This window comes from Microcoleus sp. B3-D7, assembly GCF_036705305.1.
Taxonomy (GTDB): Bacteria; Cyanobacteriota; Cyanobacteriia; order Cyanobacteriales; family Microcoleaceae; genus Microcoleus.
In genome coordinates, this window is record NZ_JAUBUE010000055.1 from 20,756 (window position 1) to 41,339 (window position 20,584).

A 20,584-nucleotide genomic window follows, 5' to 3' on the forward strand; every position below is an offset into this window, starting at 1 on the left:
AGCTTCTCTGGATGAGTACGATGGGAGATACCTCAAACTATAAAACCCATTGAAGATTTTTTAGCGAGATCGGTAGAGGAGCAGATCGCCCCGCCAAAGCTTTTTTTAGCCGTGATGCCGGTGCAGCCGAGCGGTATCGACGTACAATCAGCCGCCGATGCGGTGAGACTGATCAAACAAGCGCAATCGGTGAGACAAGGCCCGCCCAAAGCTTTGATGTTTCTCAGCCGCGCGGTGAAGGGAACGAAGCTCAAAACCGAAGCAATGGAGTTGCTGGAGAAACTCGCGCCCACCATCAAAGTGCTCAAATCGGTCGTTCACCAAAAACAAGTGATTGCTGATTCTTCGGGCCAAGTGATACCATTGTCCGAAAATTAATTGGACAATAAATATATTCTAGGAAGGCAAGGAGCATATCCTAACTCAGGGTTTAAAAGTGCTACAGCTCGGTCAGAATATAAGCGTTTCCCCGCCTAGCCTCACCCTGCAACCCTATCAGGGATTGAAACAAAGCTGTGTGAAGTTAATTGTTTTCTTCGAGAAATTAAAAACTCCCTAAACCCTATCAGGGATTAGCACTTGGCATATTTTGATTCCCGTTGATTCCCGCTTTTTCGCGGTTGCCGTGCAACTGCATTGTCAAAATCTAGAATCTGGATCTAAAACCTGAAGTTTTTGACCAAAAAAAGCGGCCGGTGTTCTGTTGGCTGTCGGCAAGTGCGATCGCACTTGGCAACAATTCCCAGAACCAGAATCCCTCAACGGCTTGAAACTTGGGAGATTTTTTTTATTCAAAACATAGAGTCATGCATTATCATGTTTTTAACCTGGAGGCAATCGCTACATTTTGAACGTGGTATGTATCTATATAAAAACTACCCCGGCCAAGAACAATAGTATTAAAATAAAGATTAAAGTATAAAAATTAAAACCTAACGTATAAAATAAAATTGCATAAAGAGTCATTCCCACTAAAACTATTTTAAATATAGTTGAAATTTTCTGTTTTCGTATGCGCTGTTTTTGCCTTTCTATCTGGTACATTTCTTTTTCCTTTTTAATCCGTTTTTTTTCCTCTACTTCTCTGTTTTTACGTTCTCTATCCTGTTGGAGCATTTCTCTCTCTAACTGCCTCGTAAGTGTTTCGCATTCTTGATGAACATACACCAATCTTTTTTCATAATAATTATCAACCTGAATACCTAGCTCAGTGCTGACAGTTTGGTGGCAATAAGGACATTCTTTTAAAAGCTTTTTTAGTCCCCAAACCAGTTGTTCTACAGTTATAAATTTATCTAAATAATCGTCCCAGAAGTTATCTAAATCTGCCAGCTTAAATTCATCTTCAATCTCATACTATATTTGAATCCAGTCAAAAGAATCTATCCCTAAATTTTTGATAAGACCAGAATCTATAGTAATTTTATTGGGTTCGCTTGTTCTACACCGTTCCATAATAATCGGGCGTAGGCGTTCAAATATCTTTTCAATTGATGTATCTGAGTCAACCATCATAAACTTCCTTACCTTGACTTGTCCTGTGTCAGTTTGTCAGCCGCTGCTACACCCTTATGATTTTGTGTGGGCCATGCTAATTTCTCGTTTACTCTGTGGCAACGGTAGACTCGGGAAGGGGCCTGAAGCGTGCAGTGAAGTTTCCATCATTATTGAGGAAATAGGGAGATAACAGCTCCCACTCGGCATACCCCGCTTTACCCGTACCATAAATCATGTGCCAGTACCAATCCGTTAATAACCTAACGGTTACTTTCTCTTTTGAGTTCCATTGAGAGCGATCGGCACTTTTGGGAGCTTTGCCCAGCAAACGGGTGATACGGTATATGTTGCGGAGAGTGTTGATGAAACTGGTAATTCGGTCTATCTCCTCGCTTTCGATACTACTAGGGTTATCGGTAGAATCAGAGAGGAGTCTGGATTGGGCCTTATGGACGAAATAGGAAATTAATAATTCTCGCTTCGCATCTTCCCCCGGACCGTCTAAATTTGTAGCAAAGTACAACTTACTTAACCTGTGTACAGCTAATTTCTCCTCTGGAGTCCACTTAGATGTGTCGTTAGTTGTCGGACACTCGGGTAGCAACTTAATGATGTTATCTAATTTGGGTTCTACGTCAAAGTAATCTTCGTACCTTTCCATAATAGTGTTATACCCACTAAACTTCTAAAATAGCAGTAATTATCTGGTAGTTGTACATTTCTCCGACCTAAGATTACTTAAGTAAGCCACTAAAACCTTTGCCCTGTATGCTTTTGCAATAGGTCTATTGGTAAGATGCACTTACCCTGCTTTTACCCTGAGCCATAAAGCGAACACTAGAACCAAAAAATTTAAGAAAATCTTGGCTCTCAGTTAGACTGGGAAGCTTTTTTTGCCCTGGATTCCATTCACCTGCTTTTGTTTTTGCCAAAATATATCTGTCAAATTCTCCATCTGGTAGGCTGATTACACACAGTGGCTGAAGTACATTCGCTTTTCGTACATCAGTATACGACACATTTAATTCAAAGATAGATTGCTCTATATCCGTTGCAAATTGATCTAAATTCTGTGGAGGAGTAGAAAATTCAATGGCAATAACGTAGTGTGGACGCGGTTCAGTCACCGCCGTGCATAAATACTCCCGATGCACGCAGGGATTCTTTTTTATTGCCTCACTTAGAGCCACTTTAATGTGAGTTTCGCTCATCTTTTCCGCAGCTATGTTAACATCTTTTCCCAGACGGCGTGAATATAAAAATAACAGAGGTTCAGTAGAAATAATTTTAATGATGTCGCCGGGGATATAGGTGGTAAAACCGAGATAATTAGAGATGCAAAATACATACTCTTTACCAGGTTTGACATTAGCTACTGTGTATCGGGTTGGAGTAATTCCATTATCAAACTTCCAATTCATATACTCATCAACATCGAGAAACTCGTAGAAAGCATTGTTCGGCATTAAAACCATAGCCGGATTGTTTATATCGTACTGAAATCCATAATATCCTTCGGAACCAAGATAACTTTGAAAAATTAGACTATTTGGCAAATTTTGAGCTAGCCAACTTCTATACTTATAGGGATCTACACCAGCTAGTTGCAGGCACAATAAATTAGGCCATATCCTAGAGATTTCTAGCTTGCCATCTTCTCGATAGAATTGCTGTAACTCTGCTGCTCGTCCTGGATTATTTTCTGCCAATCCTGAAAATAGTTTGCCACCAAAAGCATTTTCTATTTCGTGTAAAAACATTAATACGTAACTTGTAACTCCCCCTAGGCGCGTGATATTTTTTTGGACGTAATAAACTCCTATTTGCAGCATTCTCTCTTCCCAGTTCTCAATAGATTGAATCTCTATAGGAGGCGCAAAAGGATTTTCTGGTGAACTATGTTTTGCTATCCACCCACTAACAAATGCTAGAGTTTTATTGGTGGCTCCAGTTCCCACAGTGCCACAATCACCACTAGCGTGTATTAATAAGCCTTCACCTTCTAATATTTTTAAAGCTTGAGAACCAAGACGATATATAAAACAATTAAGAGGTGCCTTGCCCGAAGTAAAAAAACTTTTTTCAAATTCTGTATTGTAAGGAAACAGTTTAGGTGAACCAGTTGTGCCTGAAGTTTGAATCCAATGAGTAGGCGGTCCCGGATAAAGTACATTGGTTTCACCTGCAAGAATCCGCTCAACATACGGTTGTAAATCGCTGTAATGCTGAATAGGTGTTTGAGCTTGGAATTGTTCAATAGTTTTAATATTAGCGTAGCCTCTTTCTTTCCCTACCGCAGTATCTTTCAGTTTATTTAAGAGGGTAAAAAGAAAATTTTCTTGAGTTAGAAAAATATTATTATACTCTTTGAACCAAGCTTCCATTTCACTTTTAATTTGTTCGTACATAATAGCACCTGACAATTAAGAAAATTTTCCGATTAGACACACTGGAAACCTATTTTACATCATCAATGTCCCCCCGTGGGAATGGTTGGTTGTTTTTCCTTTATCGCTGGAGTCCGCCTCTTGCCACCACCACGCACTTGGGACAAAACTTCTTTCGGCAATTCAGCCAACTTCTGGCAGGTCTTCTATAGTGATGCGGTTTACGGTTCCTGTAGATTGAGGGCATCAACTTTTTCTTCCCCAGGAGACTTTTTACCTTATTAATTGGGTAGTATCATTGCACACTTCAAGTAAAAATAGGTGTTGCTTAATCAGGGTATGAAACCAATCACTTGAAGCTCTAGAAGCTTTTTGGCTACTGGTTTCTATGACTTGCATATTTAGCTTTTCATACCGTAAATCAGCAACGCCCTAGAAATTGCTGGTGAGTGAGCGTCTGGCGATCGGCGGTTTTGTAATTCCCCCGGTGCTGCTTCGAGATACCAGGGGAGACAAAGTTATAAGCGGCCACTTTCATTACCACGCCGCAGTTCTGGCACGCCAGCTAAATCCCAGAGCCGGCGAAACAATTCCGGCGCGAGTCCTTGAAATTGAAAATCAAGCGACAGCTTTGGCGCAAATTGGAATACTAAAACATAGAGCCGCTTAGACACTACAGCAGCAGTGCCAAGCTCAGCCCACAGGAAGCTTAAAAAAGGGTGGGGTAATTAAAAGGACTAAGCCCATGAACAATAGCAACGACGACCTCGAATCCCTTATCCGCTCTGCCAGCCCGGAGGGCCACAGATCCCAATTGATTCCTGTGACCATTACCCCGCTCGATGGCCTGCATGATACCTCTCTTTTGGAGTGGAGCAGGAACGGGAGATTGATCAGAGCGTGATAGACGATTATGCCCAGACGATGCTATATGGCGAGTGGAAAGCTGGCTCGATACTGATTTTCTCCCTCCGACTACAAGATTATTGATGGCTATTACCGTTTAGCCGCGGTTGCGAGCGTCAGGGGTAGCAGTCGAATTCTATCTAGTCCGGGGAGTGCCTAGCAATCTCTAATCCCAGTTGCCCCATCCGTTTCTGGATGGGCCTTCATTTTTACCCGCTAGCTATCGGAAAATACTCAAGGCCGCTTACACACCACAGCCCCCCCAGGGACAGAACCTATTTTTACCCCCCAACCATCGTAAACTTTTGTTATTGTTGACCGGGATGCGTTTGACCGGAGAGCGTTCAAAGCTCAAGGTGGAGGATTTGAGCGCTTAAACAAGACTTTTGAGGGGCGATTAGAAGAGATTTTGAGCCAAATTGCTAGCACGGTTTGGGAAAAGGCTAGCTAATTGATAGAATAATACTCAAAACGTAGGGAGTTCACGCCATGATAGAGGTGCAAAAGCTATATACAGAAATCGGCTTTCGAGTTTCGGGCGAACTGCTTAAACAACTACATCATTGGGAATATTCAGTCGATGAAATAGTTTTTCAAGAACAGTTAGCAACTGGTTCTTACAAAGGACGCTATTCAGTCGAGGGGTTTCTCCTAGAGATGATGAAACAGGCCGAGCAACAGGAGAAAATCATGCCTTACTACGGCGCTGGGGGAAGTAGTGGAGCCTGTGCCTATAAATTTCGATTAAATGGTTCTAAATGTAATTTGAGAGTTGAACACTCTCTAACAGGTGATGCTTTAGATTTAGAGGCAGATATAAAGGAAGCGAATGCACTACTCGAAATGGTAAGAGAGCCAGAGATTCAGTTTTCTTTTTTGCCATATGTGACTGATAAGGAACTTGACCACCCTTGGACAGGAGAGCGAAATTCCATGCTTGTTTGTAAGATTGCAGGGCAGGAATATGAGACTTTAACACAGTGGAAAAACTGGAGCGATGAGCAAGCTCTTACACCCAGATATATTTATCAATTTGCTCAAGTGAGTCTGGGAGCTACAGGCTTTACCGTCAAAGTTGAAGATACGGAAACAGGTGATGTGATTGAGGCTACTGACTACGATAATTGGTAGATTATAACTCTGTCATCACTCTAGGTAATAGTTCAAAATCTTTAAGGTCTTTTCTTATGGGTGGTCACATATATGATTGTTTTATTTACAATGAAGAAAACTACTTGTTACTTGAGATACAGCATCGCTTAAAGCAGCCCATTGATTGGATTGAAACTACATCAGAAGGGTATATATTTATTGATCAACTAATAATTGAATTTCTAGAGGATGAAGGATTAGAATTAGCCGACGTGATAGAGGGAAAAGGCTTAATTAGACCGGAAGACTATGGAATGCAACCGTGTCCAATGAGTTTGGCGAATCGATATTCTTATTCTACTTATGAAATTACTGATGAAGGATTGTTTTTGAAAGAAATGACCATGGGCGACGTTGCTGATGGTCATAAACCCATACAAGGAGTTATGCCAACATTGCATCTAGGGCTGTCTTTCAATGATAGCTTTATCTATAAAAATTTAAATATTTTTACTCCATTAACTGGAAAAGTTCTTTTATGTAAGGGTCTAAATTATTCATTTATTTCGTGTGGTCTTATACCCGACATTGCTTGCGAAACTCTTTTAAAAATGACTTTTGATAAGGGAAAATTAGTTTTAATTCAAGACCTTTCATTAGGTAATGGGATAGCACGACATATGGAGATTCAAAGGCAACAGAGTGAAGGTTTAAAAGGTTTGATTGAGAGAGTGGAACCAATCGGTTTACTTCCTCCAACAGACAATCTCTGAAGTGGAAATTGACTCTACACCTAACCTTTCACTAAGTAGAGTTATTACTCACGTTCAACCTTAAAAGAGAAAAGAGTGAACGCAACGACTGATATTGTCCAAAAACTCTGGAACCTGTGCCACGTCCTGCGGGATGACGGCATTACTTATATAAAGCCCTATCAGGGATTGAAACCAAGCACACTTGATTCCGTTTGATTCGTTTTGATGCCTGCTTTTTTGACTAAAAAGACCAGCCGGCAATCTGTTAGCGGTCGCCGAAAGCGATTGCCTGCTGCGACAAATAGGGGTTCTGTTTCCATAAAACAGGGTTAAAATACTTATTCTATCGTCCAAAAAATGGGTCGTTTGAAGATGTCTTATGCAGCAACTGGTTGTAAAAGGGAACAGTATCTGCAAAAATTTCGAGTCGAATCGTGTTTCGGTCACCCCTTTGAAATGTGACAAGGTACAAAGTCTCTCCTATCTCCTCACTGAATGGATATTGTGGTCGATCTACAGTTCCTCTTACTTCAGAGCCCATAGTGTTAATCTTTTTGCCGTTGACTCGATTGATTCCTTTAAAAACATAAGCTCCGGGTTCCCAATGAAAAAGCTTAATTGTCCATTCCTTGGAGGCGAATATTCCCGTTGAAAGTGGACAATTGTTGGTTTCTTTATCGCCCATTACCGAGAGTTTGCAAGGTTGAGCTTGTGCTAGATTAACAGGCTGTAACAAAGCGATAATCAATGGAATAAACATAGGGTTTTAGATGAAATTATTAGATAAGTATATACGATAAATATGGATAGTTTAGATCGAGCAGTTTTGGGCTGTCTTTTCCTCAACGCCTTCAACTTAGATCGCATCAGATCGCCCGCTAAGTTATCAGATACAGACCGCTCGAATCGTTTGGTTTGGCGTGTAAATATTTAGAAGTCGTGGCAACCGACGCATGGCCCAAACTTTGGGATACCAAGTGAATGGGTGCTCCCCGGTTGAGAGCGTGGGAAGCGTGACAATGCCGCAACCAGTGAGCGCTAGCCTTCTCAGAAATTCCCGCGCGTTTCGCAGCTTCCTTGACCAAGTGCGTCACCGAACCCCTGTGCAAGCGACCGCCATTAGTCCCTTTCCGGCTCCTGAATATCGGCGAGCGAATTCCCTGCCTCCCCTCTGCTGTTCAAAAGTGTTAGATACAGAGACGAAGGAAGTAGAACCACGCGAGTCTTGTCGCCCTTGCCATAAATCGAGAATTGCCCACTTTCACCGTTAGGTCATCGCACACGATCGCTCAATTAATTGTTGTAACATCCGATCAATCTCGGCGATCGCTCCCAGGTTGAGACAAAAAACATTCTCAAGGGTAGCGCGTAACTCTGCAACCGTTGAAAGGACGCGGTGTTCTGTTCGACCATCCAAATAATGCACCGTAAACTGATTGTTCCACAAGGCATAACGACAATTTGAATCCGGTTTTGCCACCATCAAGTTAGTAACAAAAATTGAGTTGGGATGAGTCGAAACATACCAATTACTCACCTCATAATCGGGTAATTCTTGTTCCTGAAGCTCGAATCTGTAAAGGGGTTTCCACTCCTGCTTAATATATGCTTGCATAATGTAGCTGCGCTCCGCTGCGCTCAATCGAAATGGTTCGTGGGATGTAGGTTGTTCAATATCCGGTTTCAAAGCAAGCGGCGCGGTAAGCGTTAATCCTCCGAATCCCGCATCTGCAATGTATGGCTCTCCATCAATATTGACCCACAGCACCATATGACTGCGAGGTGCGATCGTCCCGGACGGCAAATTCCACAGCACGCGAGCTGCTAGATTCGTTACCTGAAAGCCAAGAGCAAGCAAAACAGCCCGCAACAATGAATTTTGCTCAAAACAATAGCCGCCCCGTCCCTCGTTGATTAGTTTTTGTTGCAAGGATGCTAAATCCAGCTTCACAGGTTGTTTCAGGAGCGAATTGAGGTTTTCAAAGGCGATCGTGTGGGAATGTCGCTGATGAATTGCCTGTAACGTTGTCAGCCTGGGTGAACAGTCACCACTATAGCCAATTCGTTGAAAATAGGCATCCAGGTCTATCTCAGTCAGCGGTTGTTGTAATTGCATATTTTATTATCAGAGTCAATGCTGAGTTTCTTCATGGGGAGTAATTAATCATTATGTATCCAACGTTCCTTCATGTTTAGCATCGGAGAAATCATAGATTTTGATCGCTTCTTCACGTCGAATCATCCGCTTCCCCCGCCGATCAACTAAAACATCCCATCCAGCATCTCGGTAACATCCCCCTGGTCACTCGATCGATTATCGTCATACACCATCAAAGTGTTTAAATTCCTGTGCCTGCTGAGTTTCTAAACTTTCTGCACATCCCCTTCTGTTGCGTCCAGTGCAGCCGTGATAACACTGTGTCTGATGCGGTGAGGGAACATCTGCTACTGGCGTTGCTTAATCAGGGTATGAAAAAAATAACTTGAAAATCCCGAAGTTTTGTGGATACTGGTTTCTCGGACTTGCATATTTAGCCCTTCATACCCTGGCATCAGCAACGCCCTTTACCTTTGGCTTCAAATCAATTCTACAGTTTCACGCTTGCATCGCCCACTGTCTCGGGCTATACCTGTGCTGACATAACGCATCTCAAGAGCTAATCTCAAAGTTAGTTCTTTACCGCAATTGCTCATGGGTAGCCAATCTACAGCCAAAACTATCTTTCTGGTCGCCTCTATGGTGGGCTGGCTTATCGTTGGTGCATCTTTGATGTATCTTTTTCCGGTCGTCGCAGATTGGTTAATATCCTCCGATCGCACTCATCTATGGATGCAGACCCTCAGCCGTAGCGGTTACAATCCTATGCTGGCTTGGGTAGGAGGAGGCATCACTCTGGTTGTTACCGTGTCGGGGTATATCCTCTGGCATCAGAGGTTTGAAGGCAAGATTTAGAGCGATGTTGACACTCCTCGACTATCAGGTACGAGGATTCTTGGTTCACAGGGATTCCAACGAATTTACCCTCACCAAGCATCACAGGCGGTATGCCCTACGGCTGCAAGCCCTCTAATTAAAACTACTTGTGCTGCTGCAACATCTCTGTCTGTTGTATACCCACAGCTAGAACAAGAATGGGTTCGCTCCGACAGTTCTTTCTTGCCTGTCTCCACACCACAATTAGGACAAATTTGACTTGTTTTATGAGCACTTACTTTCTGAAAACACACACCATGCTTAAAACAGGTTTGCTGCAAGATAGTAAAGAATTGCCCCCAACTAGCATCTAAACAGTGCTTACCGAGCATTGCTCTAGACAAACCAATCAAGTTCAAATCTTCAACAAATATCATTCCTGCATCTTCGCAAAGTTGGTGTGCCAGTTTCCAGTGCCAGTATGAGCGACAGTTGGCTATATATTCGTGCAGCTTGGCAACTTTCTTCTGAGCTTTTTTTCGGTTATTCGAGCCTAACTTCTTTCGACTGACGCGCTGTTGCAGCAATTTAAGCTTGCGTTCAGCGTCAACGAAAAACTTTTGGCGCTTTACTAGAAGACCGTTGGAAGTCGCTATGAAATTAGTTAGACCAACGTCAATACCCAAAGCTTCGCCGTGAGGCATAACCGTCGGTACAGAAACGTCCCATTGCAGGGTTAGCATTACATACCAACCGCTAGCTTTCTTGACAATTCGAGCTTGCTTGATTGTTGCACCATCAGGAATGGGACGCGATTGATGGAATTTCACCCAACCAATCTTGGGTAGTTTCACCCTCTCGCCTTGAACTGGATTGACGCCCATTTCGGGAAACACAAAAGAACGCATTCCACCAATTTTTTTAAAGCGCGGAAATCCGTGTTTCTGTTCCCACATACTGACAAATGCTTTCTCAAGCCTTCGCAATGTTTGCTGCAAGACGTGGACTTGAACCGCACCGAGAGCAGGAATGTTTGCCCTGGCTGCGGTTAAGTTTTTGCACTGACTTGCGTAAGTCGGTCGCTTTGTTTCCGCAGGGATGATGAATTCAGAACGGATAGAGCAAGCGTTAACTTGACAGCTACGAGATTGAAACCAATGTTTGCGTTCAGCTAGCGCGTAATTGTAGACGCGACGGCATTGCTCTAGCCAATCTTCAAAGATGGCTGTTTGCACCGCTGTTGGTTTCAGTTTAAATTCGTAGGTTAAGTTAAACATTTGCTCTGTCCTTCCTATCCTAATTATAGAAGTTTGGCTAAACGCAAATGCGATTACTCACAATTCTTAATTAAAGCCGTCCTAGAAGGACGGGGCTTGTATCCCATTTTCTTGGTCACAGATCGATTTTGGAGCGATCGAGTTCTGATTTCAAAGAAGTGTGGGAGGCCTTTGCGGTGAGGCGTAAAAAAAGCCTGCCAAGACGACTATCAGAATTTTAGATATTTATGAGTGCTGGTTTGATCTACAGTGCTTACTTGTTGGAAAACAGCTAAATGCTCTATTTCTAACAGTTTTTGCTGATGTCAAACATTATACTCTGATGTATCTGAAGTGGCAACCGCTAGTAAATTCTCAGTGATTTAGCCTTTAAGTTTCTGCTAGATAGCCCTTAGCTCTTAATAAGGGCATGGTAGTGGTTTGGAAAACTTAACTTTTATTTACAATATGCTTTCTATCCTATCTACTTTACGTCAAGTCTCTTCTCATTTGCAAGAGCGCTTGATTCAACCCCTCGCTGTGAATCCAGCCTACGAAGCCACCGTAAATCATTTTGCCATCGCGATCGGCTAAAAAAATGTGATCGACGCCGAGGGGGTTTTTCCAAGCCCTAACCGCTGTTCCATCCCTAAGTCTGATAATCGGATTGGAGCTGTTAAAATCCCTGTGGTGTGCTGGTGTCATTCCTGGGACAGCTTCTAAAATGGCGCGAGCCTCAAGGGTAACATCTGAAATGTTTGCAGCGCTGGTTGCTGAACAGCCACATCCATCTGTCACAGTTTGCTTGAGCCTTTGTTTGATATCGCCATCAAACAGGGATAATTGCTCAATCTCCTCTAAAAGTTTCCCGTGTGGCTCGGATAAGCGCCTTTGGCAATAAATTGCTGTCAGCAAGTCCTCTAACCCTACTTTTGTCAGAGCCTCTGCAATCAATCCCGTCAAACCTAGTACGGCAATACCTCCTAGCATTCCTGCCGGACCACCTAGAAATGCTAGAGCTGCTGTGATTGCAGCCGCTCCTGTTAAACCTGTCGCAGCCATCGTTACTACCAAGATGATACCTGGTAAACCCAAGGCAGCTACTTTCTTGACGACTTCATCCATTTTACAAACCTTCGCTGTTGCTTTCTTTCTTCTACCAACCAGTTGCCAGCACGAAAAGCCTGCTAGCGCAACAAGTTATTTATGGCGTTGCTGAATACAGGTATGAATGGAAGATTTCCCAATTGCTATAAGCCAAGTCGAGTGAGTTTTGTAACATCAAGGGAAAAGTGGATTCATACTCTAATTCAGCAACGCCGACTTTTGATTTCCCCAGATATCATATTGCGCTTTCTTGTCCCATAGATAATTCTAAAAATTAGGGCGATTATCAGTTTAGCTTGGATATGGTTTTGCTGGAGATATGCAGCCCAAATCTATCTGCTGCTTGTACTTCAATTAAAATCTTTGCGATCGAAGGCTTCGCTCGTCTATGCAAGTAATATTTGCAGGGGAAAGTTCAGACTAAACGCCTTCGGAATTTACGATAGCTCACCAGCACTTGTCTCATCATCACTCAACCGTATTAGACAAACTCTCAAACCACCGAACTAAGGTACGGACATCCTCAAGCGCTCTCCGCTAACCGATCGCCATCGCCCATCCAATCGCCATACTCCCCATGCTCGCCTGTCCCCCACACTATGATGTACTCTAGCCCCGGATCGATCTGCACGCCAAACCCACCGCTAGAGAAGTTAAATACTGCGTAGAGGTCGTCTGGCCCAACAGACCATCGCAAGAAAACGACGCTTGTCGCCAATGCTGGGAATTCGTTGAACACTTGAGCGAAGAAACGTTGACTGAATTCAGGAGTGTTGGCTAAACCAATGTCTTGTGGCAGGCTCCACCACTGGCCCTCTGTCTCACGACCACAGCGAGGATCGTATTCTGGAAACTTGTCCATATCTCGTAACTGTAGGGGAAAAAGAAACCCGGCCTTGCTTAATCAGGGTATGAAAAAAATAAGTCGAAAATCGAGAAACTTTGTAGGTACTGGTTTCTAGGATTTGCATATTTAGTCTTTCATACCATAAATCAGCAACGCGCGGAAAACAAAATTTTGATAGTTGGCGATCGCATACTTTCCCCTAATTCAACTGAGCGCGTAAAGCTTCCCGTCACAGCCCGTAGTATAGATTACCCCCTCCGCGATCGCCAGTTCAGAGTATAATGCCGTTCCTATTGCAAACTTCCATAGTTGTTGTCCTGTCAGAGCATCTACTGCATAAACATTACCGCTAAAGGTTCCTAAGTAAACAATTCCGTCAGCAATAGTCGGAGGTGTTTGTATGTTAGTATCCGTTGTAAACTGCCACTTCTCTTCCCCAGTTGTGCAGGAAAGTGCGTAGAGTGTATGAGTATTTTGGCCGATAGTATAAACTGTGCCATCAAAAATCGCCAGAGCGTGTCTCAACGAGCCTTTTTCTGGACTAAAGTTGCACTTCACCTCTCCAGTACGGATATCTGCTGCATAGAAATTTTTCTGTCCAACCAAGTAAACTGTTCCATCAGAAATAGCTGATAAGCGATCGTCGTACTGTTGAGTTTTGAATTGCCATGCAACTTCTCCTGTAGCGAGAGAAAGCGCATTTACGTAATGATAATTGTGTACTAAAACGATTTCATCATCTATCAAAGGGCAACCGCTAGATAAGGACACTTGGGCCTGCCACTTTAATAGTCCATTCCGACACGACAGGGCAGAGAGTTTGTGAGATCCGTCTTTGTTTCTGCTGTAAACATAGATTGTGCCATTAACAACAGCAGGAAACGAAGCGCTGCTGAGTTTGATAGACCACTGTTCTTGTCCAGTCATCGCAGAAAGTGCATACAAAGAATCACCTCCGATGTAAACCATGCCATCAGCCACAGCGGAACAAGAATAAGTTGTTTTGTCAAACTGCCATACTTGTTTTCCAACTTCAGCATCTATAGCATAAAGATTAGAGTAACTGCAGCCGACATAAACTATTCCATTCGCGACAATCGGGGAGGATGATAAAGGTCTATCCAGCGAGAATTTCCACTTCAATCCAACAACGTGGTGAACACCTCTAGTAATGTAAACACCAGTTTGTTGTGGATTGGCGCGATACATAGCTCCATCTGAGCTAATTGGAGGATCTGCTAAAGGCTCTCCTTGCATTGAAGCATCTGAAAGGATTTGGTTAATTAGTGCTGTTGTAGTATCAATTGCGTATAGATAACCATCTTCACTGCCAAAGTAAACCACTTCAGCAGCAATAGCAGGAGATGAAGACACTCCACCCATTGCTGTGAACTTCCACAGTTGCTGGCCTGTAGTGCTGAATAAGGCATAAAGATTTCCGTCTTCACTGCCGAAATAAACTATTCCCTCAGCGATACTAGGGTAATTGATGTTCCAATCACCACGGTAAAAAGTCCATTGTAATTGTCCTGTTTCTTTGTTGAGAGCCAATAAATGTCCATCTCTAGTGCCAATGTAAACCATGTCATCAGTGACTAACGGACTTGTGCAGATATAACCGCTTGTTTGGAATTCCCATACAATTTGTCGGCTAACACTATGTAAAGCAAAAACTGAACTTTTTGTAGAGGAATAGTAGGACGGACAGCTAACATAAACTATGCCGTTAACAACCACTGGAGCCAAAAAACTGAGATCGTGTTTGTTGAACTTCCACTGTACCGCAGATGAAGCACTATCCAGTGACCAGAAACTACCAAATCCAAAAATGTAGACTGTGCCATCAGCAACAGCAAGAGAACTAACTCCATTGGGTAGCTCAAATTGCCATATTACTTGCTGGGTAGCAATATCCACAGCTTGGAGATAACCCTGTACGTTCATAATAGGTGTGCAAGGGCGATCGGTGTTTGACCCGTATATTTCCGTAAAATTACTGGCTACATAAACAACACCATCTGCTACAACGGGCGATGATTCCACTACACCTGGGGTGGCAAATGTCCATTTAGCTATACCTGTTTTCAGGTCTATGGCATACAACTGATTATCGTTACTGATGTAGGCAACATTATCAACAATGGTCGGTGGCGATGGACGTAAGAAGGCATTTTCAGACCCTTCCCCTTCTTTTGGTATTTGAAAAGTCCACTTCACTTTTCCATTTCGGCTATTAACTGCATAGAAAGTACCCTGGTCATTTATAACGTACACTACTTGATTAATAACGACTGGAGAAACACGTATTCTGCTTTTTGTATTGAACTTCCACTTTAATCCATCGGGGTGATGAACTCCGCTACCATCATATAAACCCATACGCTGTTCCTCTAAAGACGGCCGATGATTTCTTTGGTCTAATTTTTTTATATGAGTAAAAATGACCCTTATTCTAGAAAAAGGAAAAATTATTATAAATGTAAAAAGTTTTAAAACCTGGACAATTAAGCCTGAAATAAATAAAGCAAAACACAAGAAATATTGGCTCATGTAATCACATCACTTCTGTCATAATCAACTGGCACATTGGCAACTGACCCGCAACCCGCAATCACTCAATCCTCAGCAAATTTGTTAGCTTCACACAAACAATCCCTTGGAGAATCATTAAAAATAGCCCCGTTGTTTTAGGTCAAGCTTCATTATGCTTCATCCCGCAAATGGGTAGCTGCCAGTTCCCTCGCTGCGCCTGAGTATCTGCTTGATTTTGAGCGTTTCTCTGGAATTGATAAATTCGCACCTCACCCGACCCAACGACCCTACCTCACAAGAGCGATCGCGCCCCCATCAGGAAATTTCTCGTTCAAACTCTGATTGAAATAATACTGACACCAAAATTCTGCTACTTCCAACAACATGGGTACGGATTCAGCAACGATACCCGAACCCGACTGCAATCCATAGCCTTCTACATATTCTCTAGCTAGTTTGTAAGCCCAATAGGGAAAATCTGTCTCTACAAAACAGCGCAGTGCATACTCTAGCTTGAGTAAATCTCCACTGCGGACAAAACGCACCGTTGTCCATCTAAAATTACGATAGTCATCCCCTTGCACCCCATCAATATCTTTCAATAAGTTTCTGAGAGATTGCCTGCTTTCGTAACTAGGGTTTTCTCGGTAACTGTCCATCAGTGAGATCGCTTCATCCACTAATTGTTTTTGCTGTTCCCATTCTTCCTCCGTAAAATGTTCTGGACAATTCGCCTGATTTATCTGCTGCTGCACCAGTCGAGCAATGTAGAGCGCAAACTTTTCGGCAGCAACTTCATCAGCGCACAGACTTTTGATACTCGTCAGCCTGGTTATCGGTATGGCCAATCGAGCTTTTTCAACTTCTTGGGTGGCTTGAATCCATTTTTGGATTTTCTTAGCAATAGCAAGCTGTTGTTTGTTTGGTTTCATTCTAAATTGCCGACTATTAATATCCCGATTGAAGCAACGCTTCAGAAAGTAAATCTGTTAGTTTGAGGGTAACAGCCCACTGGTTTAAGTAAGCGAGATCGAGTCGTTCCCCTTGCACCTTCAAAACTCCCAAGACATCCCTCCACTGCTTTTGGGAACCGCCAGGAATTAGTTGGTACCAACTGAGTTTTTGCAGGACGATATCTTCGGGCGAGTAGATGTAAATTCCCTCCTCTGTTAAACCGCTAACAGGGAAAAGTTGGCGTCGGCTCATCACGGAAGCCGAAAAAGGGTCATCGCTGCCCATCACAAAAATATCTGCTTTCTCCATCGAAGGCAAATAGATGACATTGAACGATGATTCGCGGGGTGCTGTTCTTGAATTGGCAATCGCTTCAGTCACAGCCGACTCGCTTATGTAAAACTCGCCTGACATGGCATCAATTAGTCTCTGTGCTGTTCGCGATTCCATGTCAATTACTAAGTCCAAATCTTGCGTAGATCTGTTTTCTCCCAACAGCGAACTTGCTACTGAACCTCCCACCACATAGGGAATATTCAGCGGTAGCAAGATGCTGGCTATTTTTTGCGCTAATTCGATCGGCTCTGCAATCACGAGTTCACCCCAATCTTTACTGTCTGATAAAACTTCTATCCACTCAGCGCCCAAGCACCTTTTAATAAATTCTTGCCGAACTTTTGCCTCAGCAGCATTGGGATACTGGTTCTTTATTCCAGATATTGCCAGCCTTCGCACCGCTTGATTGAAAGCGCAAGTCCGCTGTACTTTTTGTTGGGGCGTTAACTGTCGCAATAGCTGAAACATCAGCACGTCAGCTTCAATGCTGGTATCGATAGATTGCGGCTTGTATCTTGACTTGACTGTGACTGTTGGCATTGGCGGCATGATGCAATCTTGCTCCCAGGCAGAGATTTCAAAATTATATTACAGAATCTAAATTTTTCAGACCGCTTTATAACAATGATATTTTTCCTTAATTATAATGAAAGTTTAACCCTAAAAAGACTTGCTATAATGATGTCCAAAGCAAAGGCAATAGTTACCCGAGCTACTAACCAGATGCCAAGGTCTAGACATTGTAAGGTTTAATTGTTCAACGACCAATTCTGACTAAGACTTTTTTCACACAACTGTTCTTGGGAGAGATGAAGATATGGACTTAAATCAAAAGTCGAGAAATCATCGATGGCGAGGGCGACTAATAAAAGCTGGAGGGGGTATTCTACTAATTTTCGGCACAGGTTTAAGCGTTTTTACCTGGAAAGCCTTCTCACCACCTTCTGTTAATCGACTACCACTTCCCAAAACTTTAGTTTCTCTAGAATCACCCGAAGGACAACAGCTATTGAACCAGAGCAAGAGCAAACAGGATTTTCAACCGCTTAGCACCCACATTGAAACTCAAAAGCGTCCCGCCTATTGTGGTGTGGCTAGTAGTGTGATGGTTCTGAACGCACTCGGCAGCAAAAAACAGGGATATCGCACCCTAACCCAAGACACCTTTTTTGACGGTCAAACCCAGAATATCCGTTCTTCTTATGCCGTCACTTTTTCGGGGATGACTCTTGATGAATTAGCTGCCTTACTGAGAAGTCACAACATCAAAGTTGAACTCTACTATGCGTCGGAGACAACACTTAACCAATTTCGGAGCCAAGCTAAAGCCAACCTTGCCAGTTCTGGCGACTATATAATCGTGAATTACCAACGCTCTGTTTTGGGTCAAGGTAAAAGCGGGCATATTTCTCCCCTTGCTGCCTATCACGAACCAAGCGATCGGTTTCTGATTGAAGACGTAGCCAGTTATAAATACCCGCCTGTATGGGCTTCTACTGAAAATCTTTGGAAAGCGATGAATACTCCTGATTCAATTTCCAAAAAGACACGGGGCTATCTCGTTGTGCGCCAGTAAAATAGAGAATTAGGCATTGCATAGCTGGGCTTCAACCCTTACTCAAAAATGACAAAACTGCGGGTGCGACCAAAAGTAATTGGAGTATTATGCTATTTTTGATTTGAACTTTATCAGTTTTGGAAAAGCACTGTGTCTAAACTTTTTGCCGTTGTTGTAGCAACCATTCCAGAGTATTACGACTACAAAAACGCTCACCCCGAACACGACCCCAATCAGCTAGCTTGGTTTCGCGAGCAACAGGACAAAGGAATACTACTGTGAATAAAGCCCGTTTTTTCCCCATGATGGAACAGGGCTTTGGGTGATTCAGGCAGAAAATGTGGAAGAAGCTCAAACAATTGTTAGCAGCAGTCCCCGCGCCCTGGAGGGTATGTTAGCAGAATCTACTAGAGTAGTGGAGTGGCAGGTGCATATTGGGTGCGAGCGTTTTGGGGATAGTAAATAGGTAGGGGCTATATTTGCAATTACTCATTCACCTCCAAAGAAGAACCATTGGGCTTGCGCCGTGATAAATGTATATTCTCTCCCCCTAGGCCGCCGAGCGATCGCGGAATCAGAAAATATAGACACCGCCATTGCGAACTCAGGTTGATACTATATGTTTTGAATCACCACTTATCCATGTCTTACCAAAAATTGCCGTAGTGTGAAATAGGAGTATCATTGCATAAAGTTACAATCCATAGGCAACAGCTATGTCCAAACGGCAAGCTTGAATCGGCAGTGCAAACCACCTCATATTGATCGGGTTTATCAACATCGCCAAACTTCAGCCACATGATGTCCCAGACACTTTCAGTCTTGTAACAATCATTTAACTGAAGAATCACATCTTTGACTCCGCCTTTAAAAAAAGTACCTGATTTTATGTTAACTAGATAAGCTTTGACTGTTGGCTCAACGGTACTAAAGTTGTTGAGAACGCGAACTACTGCTTTTTCGAGCGTTGGATTAAGCCCATTCGCATCACCAGCAATGTATATCTCCAAGCTCTCAAAGTAATCTGGTAACGCTATAACAGCAAGCCAATATCCCTTACTCGGGTCGTAATCAAGACGCTCGCAAAAGCCTTTTATGTTTTCCAGCATGACTTTATAACTTTCCACCGCAAATCTTACCCTAAGCCAAAGTTTAACTATTTAAACACGCTATAGCAGCTCTCAACACTCGAACTGCCATCGCCTGAACCAAACTTGCTGATTCCTAGAGCGCTACGTTAAGAAATACCCCCGACGGATGCAGCAATGCAGCATTTGCGGCAAACTTTCTGGTATCGGGTCGGGTATACACCAAGCATGAAGATAGAACGGCACGGCCAGGCCAAAATCCTTACGCAACAGGAAATCGAACTGCTATTTAACAAAGGTTTGCAGACCTCACGCGATCGCACCTTGTTTGGAGTTTGCCTCTACACCGCTTGTCGGATTGCCGAAGCTTGTTCCCTGGAAGTCATCGATATTTACACTGCCAGAGGTACAGTCCGACCTACAATCAACTTCCGCAAGGGCAACACCAAAGGCCAGCTCCAAACCAGAACGATTCCAGTCATTGAAGATTTGCGGAGTCTCCTGACATCTTGGAAACCCCACGCAGGTCAGACTTATTTATTCCCCGGTCGCCACCATTCCCACCACTGGAAGCATCTGCACACCAACTCAGCGGATCAGATTTTGAGAGAAGCGTTCGAGCGAACTGGCATCGAGGGAGCCTCCACCCACAGTTTTAGGAGAACCGCCCTGACTCAGATGAGCAATGCGGGTATCCCATTGCGAATTATTCAAGAAATCAGCGGTCACAGTAACCTCGAACAGTTGCAGCATTACTTAGAGGTGAAGCCAGATCAAGTCAAAGGAGCGATCGCTTCACTTTCCATGCTTTCCTACACGGGGAAACCTACATTTCCCCCTGTAGAGGATGAATTGCCGGCTGTGCCGTTACCGAGGGAGCAACTGTCACAAGCGCAATCCGACGCAACTGAAGAAATTCCCGACTGGTGATCGGCTGACTGTAAAAAAAGGGATGCTCCAGCAGCATCTGCTGGCTAGGAGGTGCTATACAATCCGTTTAACGGCTCTCATAGTGTTCCAGAGAAGCTCGTGCCAAAGCCTGAGATTGGTTTACGGCATCATCACCAACCGAAAGTTGAGCACTCTCGTTACGCTAGAAAAGTTCTTTAAAGCCCTTAAGCCCATAAAACAAAGGCTCCTAAATCAGAGGAGCTTTAGTTTAAATATGGTTCCAGACATCGAGCTATTTTCGAGATGCAGTGACGGGTCAAATATCTTCGCCACATGGGCGTTTAACAAGCCAAAAGTTGTCAGGGTAAAAAACGCTGAAGACTGCAGAGAATTAAGTCATCATCCTTACCATGTAGAAAGAGAGGTCAAGCCCTCGGTCTATTAGTACGCCTCAGCTTCATCCC

Annotated in this window: 21 protein-coding genes and 1 pseudogene; 9 read left to right on the top strand and 13 right to left on the bottom strand. The window is 43.4% G+C overall.

What is annotated here, in order from left to right:
• The first annotated feature begins 114 nt into the window (after positions 1-114).
• Positions 115-378, top strand: coding sequence for a hypothetical protein (locus QUB25_RS25870; protein ID WP_333187673.1), 264 nt, complete (start codon positions 115-117; stop codon positions 376-378).
• A gap of 486 nt (positions 379-864) precedes the next feature.
• On the opposite strand, the gene QUB25_RS25875 is transcribed toward QUB25_RS25870, so the two are convergent.
• The 3 genes from QUB25_RS25875 to QUB25_RS25885 all read right to left on the bottom strand — a co-directional run bounded on the left by QUB25_RS25875 (position 865) and on the right by QUB25_RS25885 (position 3,905).
• Complete coding sequence (locus QUB25_RS25875) at positions 865-1,167, bottom strand: hypothetical protein (protein WP_333187676.1); 303 nt, start codon at positions 1,165-1,167, stop codon at positions 865-867.
• 436 nt (positions 1,168-1,603) lie between these two features.
• Positions 1,604-2,158 carry a hypothetical protein gene (locus tag QUB25_RS25880; RefSeq protein ID WP_333187679.1) on the bottom strand — a complete coding sequence of 185 codons (555 nt, stop codon included), beginning with the start codon at positions 2,156-2,158 and terminating at the stop codon, positions 1,604-1,606.
• Positions 2,159-2,282: 124 nt separating this feature from the next.
• Positions 2,283-3,905 carry a GH3 family domain-containing protein gene (locus QUB25_RS25885; protein WP_333187682.1) on the bottom strand — a complete coding sequence of 541 codons (1,623 nt, stop codon included), beginning with the start codon at positions 3,903-3,905 and terminating at the stop codon, positions 2,283-2,285.
• 424 nt (positions 3,906-4,329) lie between these two features.
• Between QUB25_RS25885 and QUB25_RS25890 the strand changes: the two genes are divergently transcribed.
• The 3 genes from QUB25_RS25890 to QUB25_RS25900 all read left to right on the top strand — a co-directional run bounded on the left by QUB25_RS25890 (position 4,330) and on the right by QUB25_RS25900 (position 6,655).
• Positions 4,330-4,554, top strand: a complete 225-nt coding sequence (locus QUB25_RS25890) for a hypothetical protein (protein ID WP_333187684.1) — start codon at positions 4,330-4,332, stop codon at positions 4,552-4,554.
• Between the two features lie 725 nt (positions 4,555-5,279).
• A complete protein-coding gene (locus QUB25_RS25895) occupies positions 5,280-5,921 on the top strand; it encodes a hypothetical protein (RefSeq protein ID WP_333187687.1) in 642 nt (213 codons plus the stop codon).
• Positions 5,922-5,977: 56 nt separating this feature from the next.
• The gene (locus QUB25_RS25900; RefSeq protein WP_333187689.1) at positions 5,978-6,655 is read left to right on the top strand and encodes a hypothetical protein; all 678 of its coding nucleotides are present in this window, start codon (positions 5,978-5,980) and stop codon (positions 6,653-6,655) included.
• Positions 6,656-6,980: 325 nt separating this feature from the next.
• Here QUB25_RS25900 and QUB25_RS25905 read toward each other — a convergent pair whose 3' ends face one another.
• The 3 genes and pseudogenes from QUB25_RS25905 to QUB25_RS25915 form a co-directional block, all read right to left on the bottom strand.
• A complete protein-coding gene (locus QUB25_RS25905; protein ID WP_333187691.1) occupies positions 6,981-7,397 on the bottom strand; it encodes a hypothetical protein in 417 nt (138 codons plus the stop codon).
• Positions 7,398-7,557: 160 nt separating this feature from the next.
• A pseudogene (locus QUB25_RS25910) lies at positions 7,558-7,794 on the bottom strand (tyrosine-type recombinase/integrase); the annotation flags it as partial.
• Positions 7,795-7,904: 110 nt separating this feature from the next.
• Positions 7,905-8,753, bottom strand: coding sequence for an arylamine N-acetyltransferase (locus tag QUB25_RS25915; protein WP_333187694.1), 849 nt, complete (start codon positions 8,751-8,753; stop codon positions 7,905-7,907).
• A gap of 576 nt (positions 8,754-9,329) precedes the next feature.
• Here QUB25_RS25915 and QUB25_RS25920 point away from each other — a divergent pair.
• Positions 9,330-9,590, top strand: a complete 261-nt coding sequence (locus tag QUB25_RS25920) for a hypothetical protein (RefSeq protein ID WP_333180633.1) — start codon at positions 9,330-9,332, stop codon at positions 9,588-9,590.
• Between the two features lie 71 nt (positions 9,591-9,661).
• Here QUB25_RS25920 and QUB25_RS25925 read toward each other — a convergent pair whose 3' ends face one another.
• The 6 genes from QUB25_RS25925 to QUB25_RS25950 all read right to left on the bottom strand — a co-directional run bounded on the left by QUB25_RS25925 (position 9,662) and on the right by QUB25_RS25950 (position 17,132).
• Complete coding sequence (locus QUB25_RS25925) at positions 9,662-10,828, bottom strand: RNA-guided endonuclease InsQ/TnpB family protein (RefSeq protein WP_445251986.1); 1,167 nt, start codon at positions 10,826-10,828, stop codon at positions 9,662-9,664.
• A 468-nt stretch (positions 10,829-11,296) separates the two neighbouring features.
• Positions 11,297-11,932 carry a hypothetical protein gene (locus tag QUB25_RS25930; protein ID WP_333187697.1) on the bottom strand — a complete coding sequence of 212 codons (636 nt, stop codon included), beginning with the start codon at positions 11,930-11,932 and terminating at the stop codon, positions 11,297-11,299.
• A gap of 505 nt (positions 11,933-12,437) precedes the next feature.
• Positions 12,438-12,776 (bottom strand): hypothetical protein, encoded by a 339-nt coding sequence (locus QUB25_RS25935; RefSeq protein ID WP_333187699.1) that lies wholly within the window; start codon positions 12,774-12,776, stop codon positions 12,438-12,440.
• A 189-nt stretch (positions 12,777-12,965) separates the two neighbouring features.
• Positions 12,966-15,311, bottom strand: a complete 2,346-nt coding sequence (locus QUB25_RS25940; RefSeq protein WP_333187702.1) for an outer membrane protein assembly factor BamB family protein — start codon at positions 15,309-15,311, stop codon at positions 12,966-12,968.
• Positions 15,312-15,580: 269 nt separating this feature from the next.
• Positions 15,581-16,225: a hypothetical protein gene (locus QUB25_RS25945; RefSeq protein ID WP_333187705.1), complete on the bottom strand. Its 645-nt coding sequence runs from the start codon at positions 16,223-16,225 to the stop codon at positions 15,581-15,583.
• 16 nt (positions 16,226-16,241) lie between these two features.
• Positions 16,242-17,132, bottom strand: coding sequence for a hypothetical protein (locus tag QUB25_RS25950; RefSeq protein ID WP_333064976.1), 891 nt, complete (start codon positions 17,130-17,132; stop codon positions 16,242-16,244).
• Between the two features lie 268 nt (positions 17,133-17,400).
• On the opposite strand from QUB25_RS25950, the gene QUB25_RS25955 reads away from it, so the two are divergent.
• The 3 genes from QUB25_RS25955 to QUB25_RS25965 all read left to right on the top strand — a co-directional run bounded on the left by QUB25_RS25955 (position 17,401) and on the right by QUB25_RS25965 (position 18,607).
• The gene (locus QUB25_RS25955; RefSeq protein ID WP_333187708.1) at positions 17,401-18,159 is read left to right on the top strand and encodes a phytochelatin synthase family protein; all 759 of its coding nucleotides are present in this window, start codon (positions 17,401-17,403) and stop codon (positions 18,157-18,159) included.
• Positions 18,160-18,291: 132 nt separating this feature from the next.
• Positions 18,292-18,423, top strand: a complete 132-nt coding sequence (locus tag QUB25_RS25960) for a hypothetical protein (RefSeq protein WP_333042920.1) — start codon at positions 18,292-18,294, stop codon at positions 18,421-18,423.
• A gap of 40 nt (positions 18,424-18,463) precedes the next feature.
• Entirely contained in the window at positions 18,464-18,607 is a 144-nt protein-coding gene (locus tag QUB25_RS25965; RefSeq protein ID WP_333042918.1) for a hypothetical protein, read from the top strand.
• A gap of 181 nt (positions 18,608-18,788) precedes the next feature.
• Here QUB25_RS25965 and QUB25_RS25970 read toward each other — a convergent pair whose 3' ends face one another.
• Positions 18,789-19,268 carry a hypothetical protein gene (locus QUB25_RS25970; RefSeq protein WP_333187712.1) on the bottom strand — a complete coding sequence of 160 codons (480 nt, stop codon included), beginning with the start codon at positions 19,266-19,268 and terminating at the stop codon, positions 18,789-18,791.
• 189 nt (positions 19,269-19,457) lie between these two features.
• On the opposite strand from QUB25_RS25970, the gene QUB25_RS25975 reads away from it, so the two are divergent.
• A complete protein-coding gene (locus tag QUB25_RS25975) occupies positions 19,458-20,159 on the top strand; it encodes a tyrosine-type recombinase/integrase (RefSeq protein ID WP_333187715.1) in 702 nt (233 codons plus the stop codon).
• Positions 20,160-20,584 lie beyond the last annotated feature (425 nt).

Coding starts and splice junctions, on each gene's coding strand:
- QUB25_RS25870 (WP_333187673.1), top strand. CDS start 115: ATGCCGGTGCAGCCGAGCGGTATCGACGTACAATCAGCCGCCGATGCG.
- QUB25_RS25880 (WP_333187679.1), bottom strand. CDS start 2,158: ATGGAAAGGTACGAAGATTACTTTGACGTAGAACCCAAATTAGATAAC.
- QUB25_RS25885 (WP_333187682.1), bottom strand. CDS start 3,905: ATGTACGAACAAATTAAAAGTGAAATGGAAGCTTGGTTCAAAGAGTAT.
- QUB25_RS25895 (WP_333187687.1), top strand. CDS start 5,280: ATGATAGAGGTGCAAAAGCTATATACAGAAATCGGCTTTCGAGTTTCG.
- QUB25_RS25900 (WP_333187689.1), top strand. CDS start 5,978: ATGGGTGGTCACATATATGATTGTTTTATTTACAATGAAGAAAACTAC.
- QUB25_RS25905 (WP_333187691.1), bottom strand. CDS start 7,397: ATGTTTATTCCATTGATTATCGCTTTGTTACAGCCTGTTAATCTAGCA.
- QUB25_RS25915 (WP_333187694.1), bottom strand. CDS start 8,753: ATGCAATTACAACAACCGCTGACTGAGATAGACCTGGATGCCTATTTT.
- QUB25_RS25920 (WP_333180633.1), top strand. CDS start 9,330: ATGGGTAGCCAATCTACAGCCAAAACTATCTTTCTGGTCGCCTCTATG.
- QUB25_RS25925 (WP_445251986.1), bottom strand. CDS start 10,828: ATGTTTAACTTAACCTACGAATTTAAACTGAAACCAACAGCGGTGCAA.
- QUB25_RS25930 (WP_333187697.1), bottom strand. CDS start 11,932: ATGGATGAAGTCGTCAAGAAAGTAGCTGCCTTGGGTTTACCAGGTATC.
- QUB25_RS25935 (WP_333187699.1), bottom strand. CDS start 12,776: ATGGACAAGTTTCCAGAATACGATCCTCGCTGTGGTCGTGAGACAGAG.
- QUB25_RS25940 (WP_333187702.1), bottom strand. CDS start 15,311: ATGAGCCAATATTTCTTGTGTTTTGCTTTATTTATTTCAGGCTTAATT.
- QUB25_RS25945 (WP_333187705.1), bottom strand. CDS start 16,225: ATGAAACCAAACAAACAACAGCTTGCTATTGCTAAGAAAATCCAAAAA.
- QUB25_RS25950 (WP_333064976.1), bottom strand. CDS start 17,132: ATGCCGCCAATGCCAACAGTCACAGTCAAGTCAAGATACAAGCCGCAA.
- QUB25_RS25955 (WP_333187708.1), top strand. CDS start 17,401: ATGGACTTAAATCAAAAGTCGAGAAATCATCGATGGCGAGGGCGACTA.
- QUB25_RS25975 (WP_333187715.1), top strand. CDS start 19,458: ATGAAGATAGAACGGCACGGCCAGGCCAAAATCCTTACGCAACAGGAA.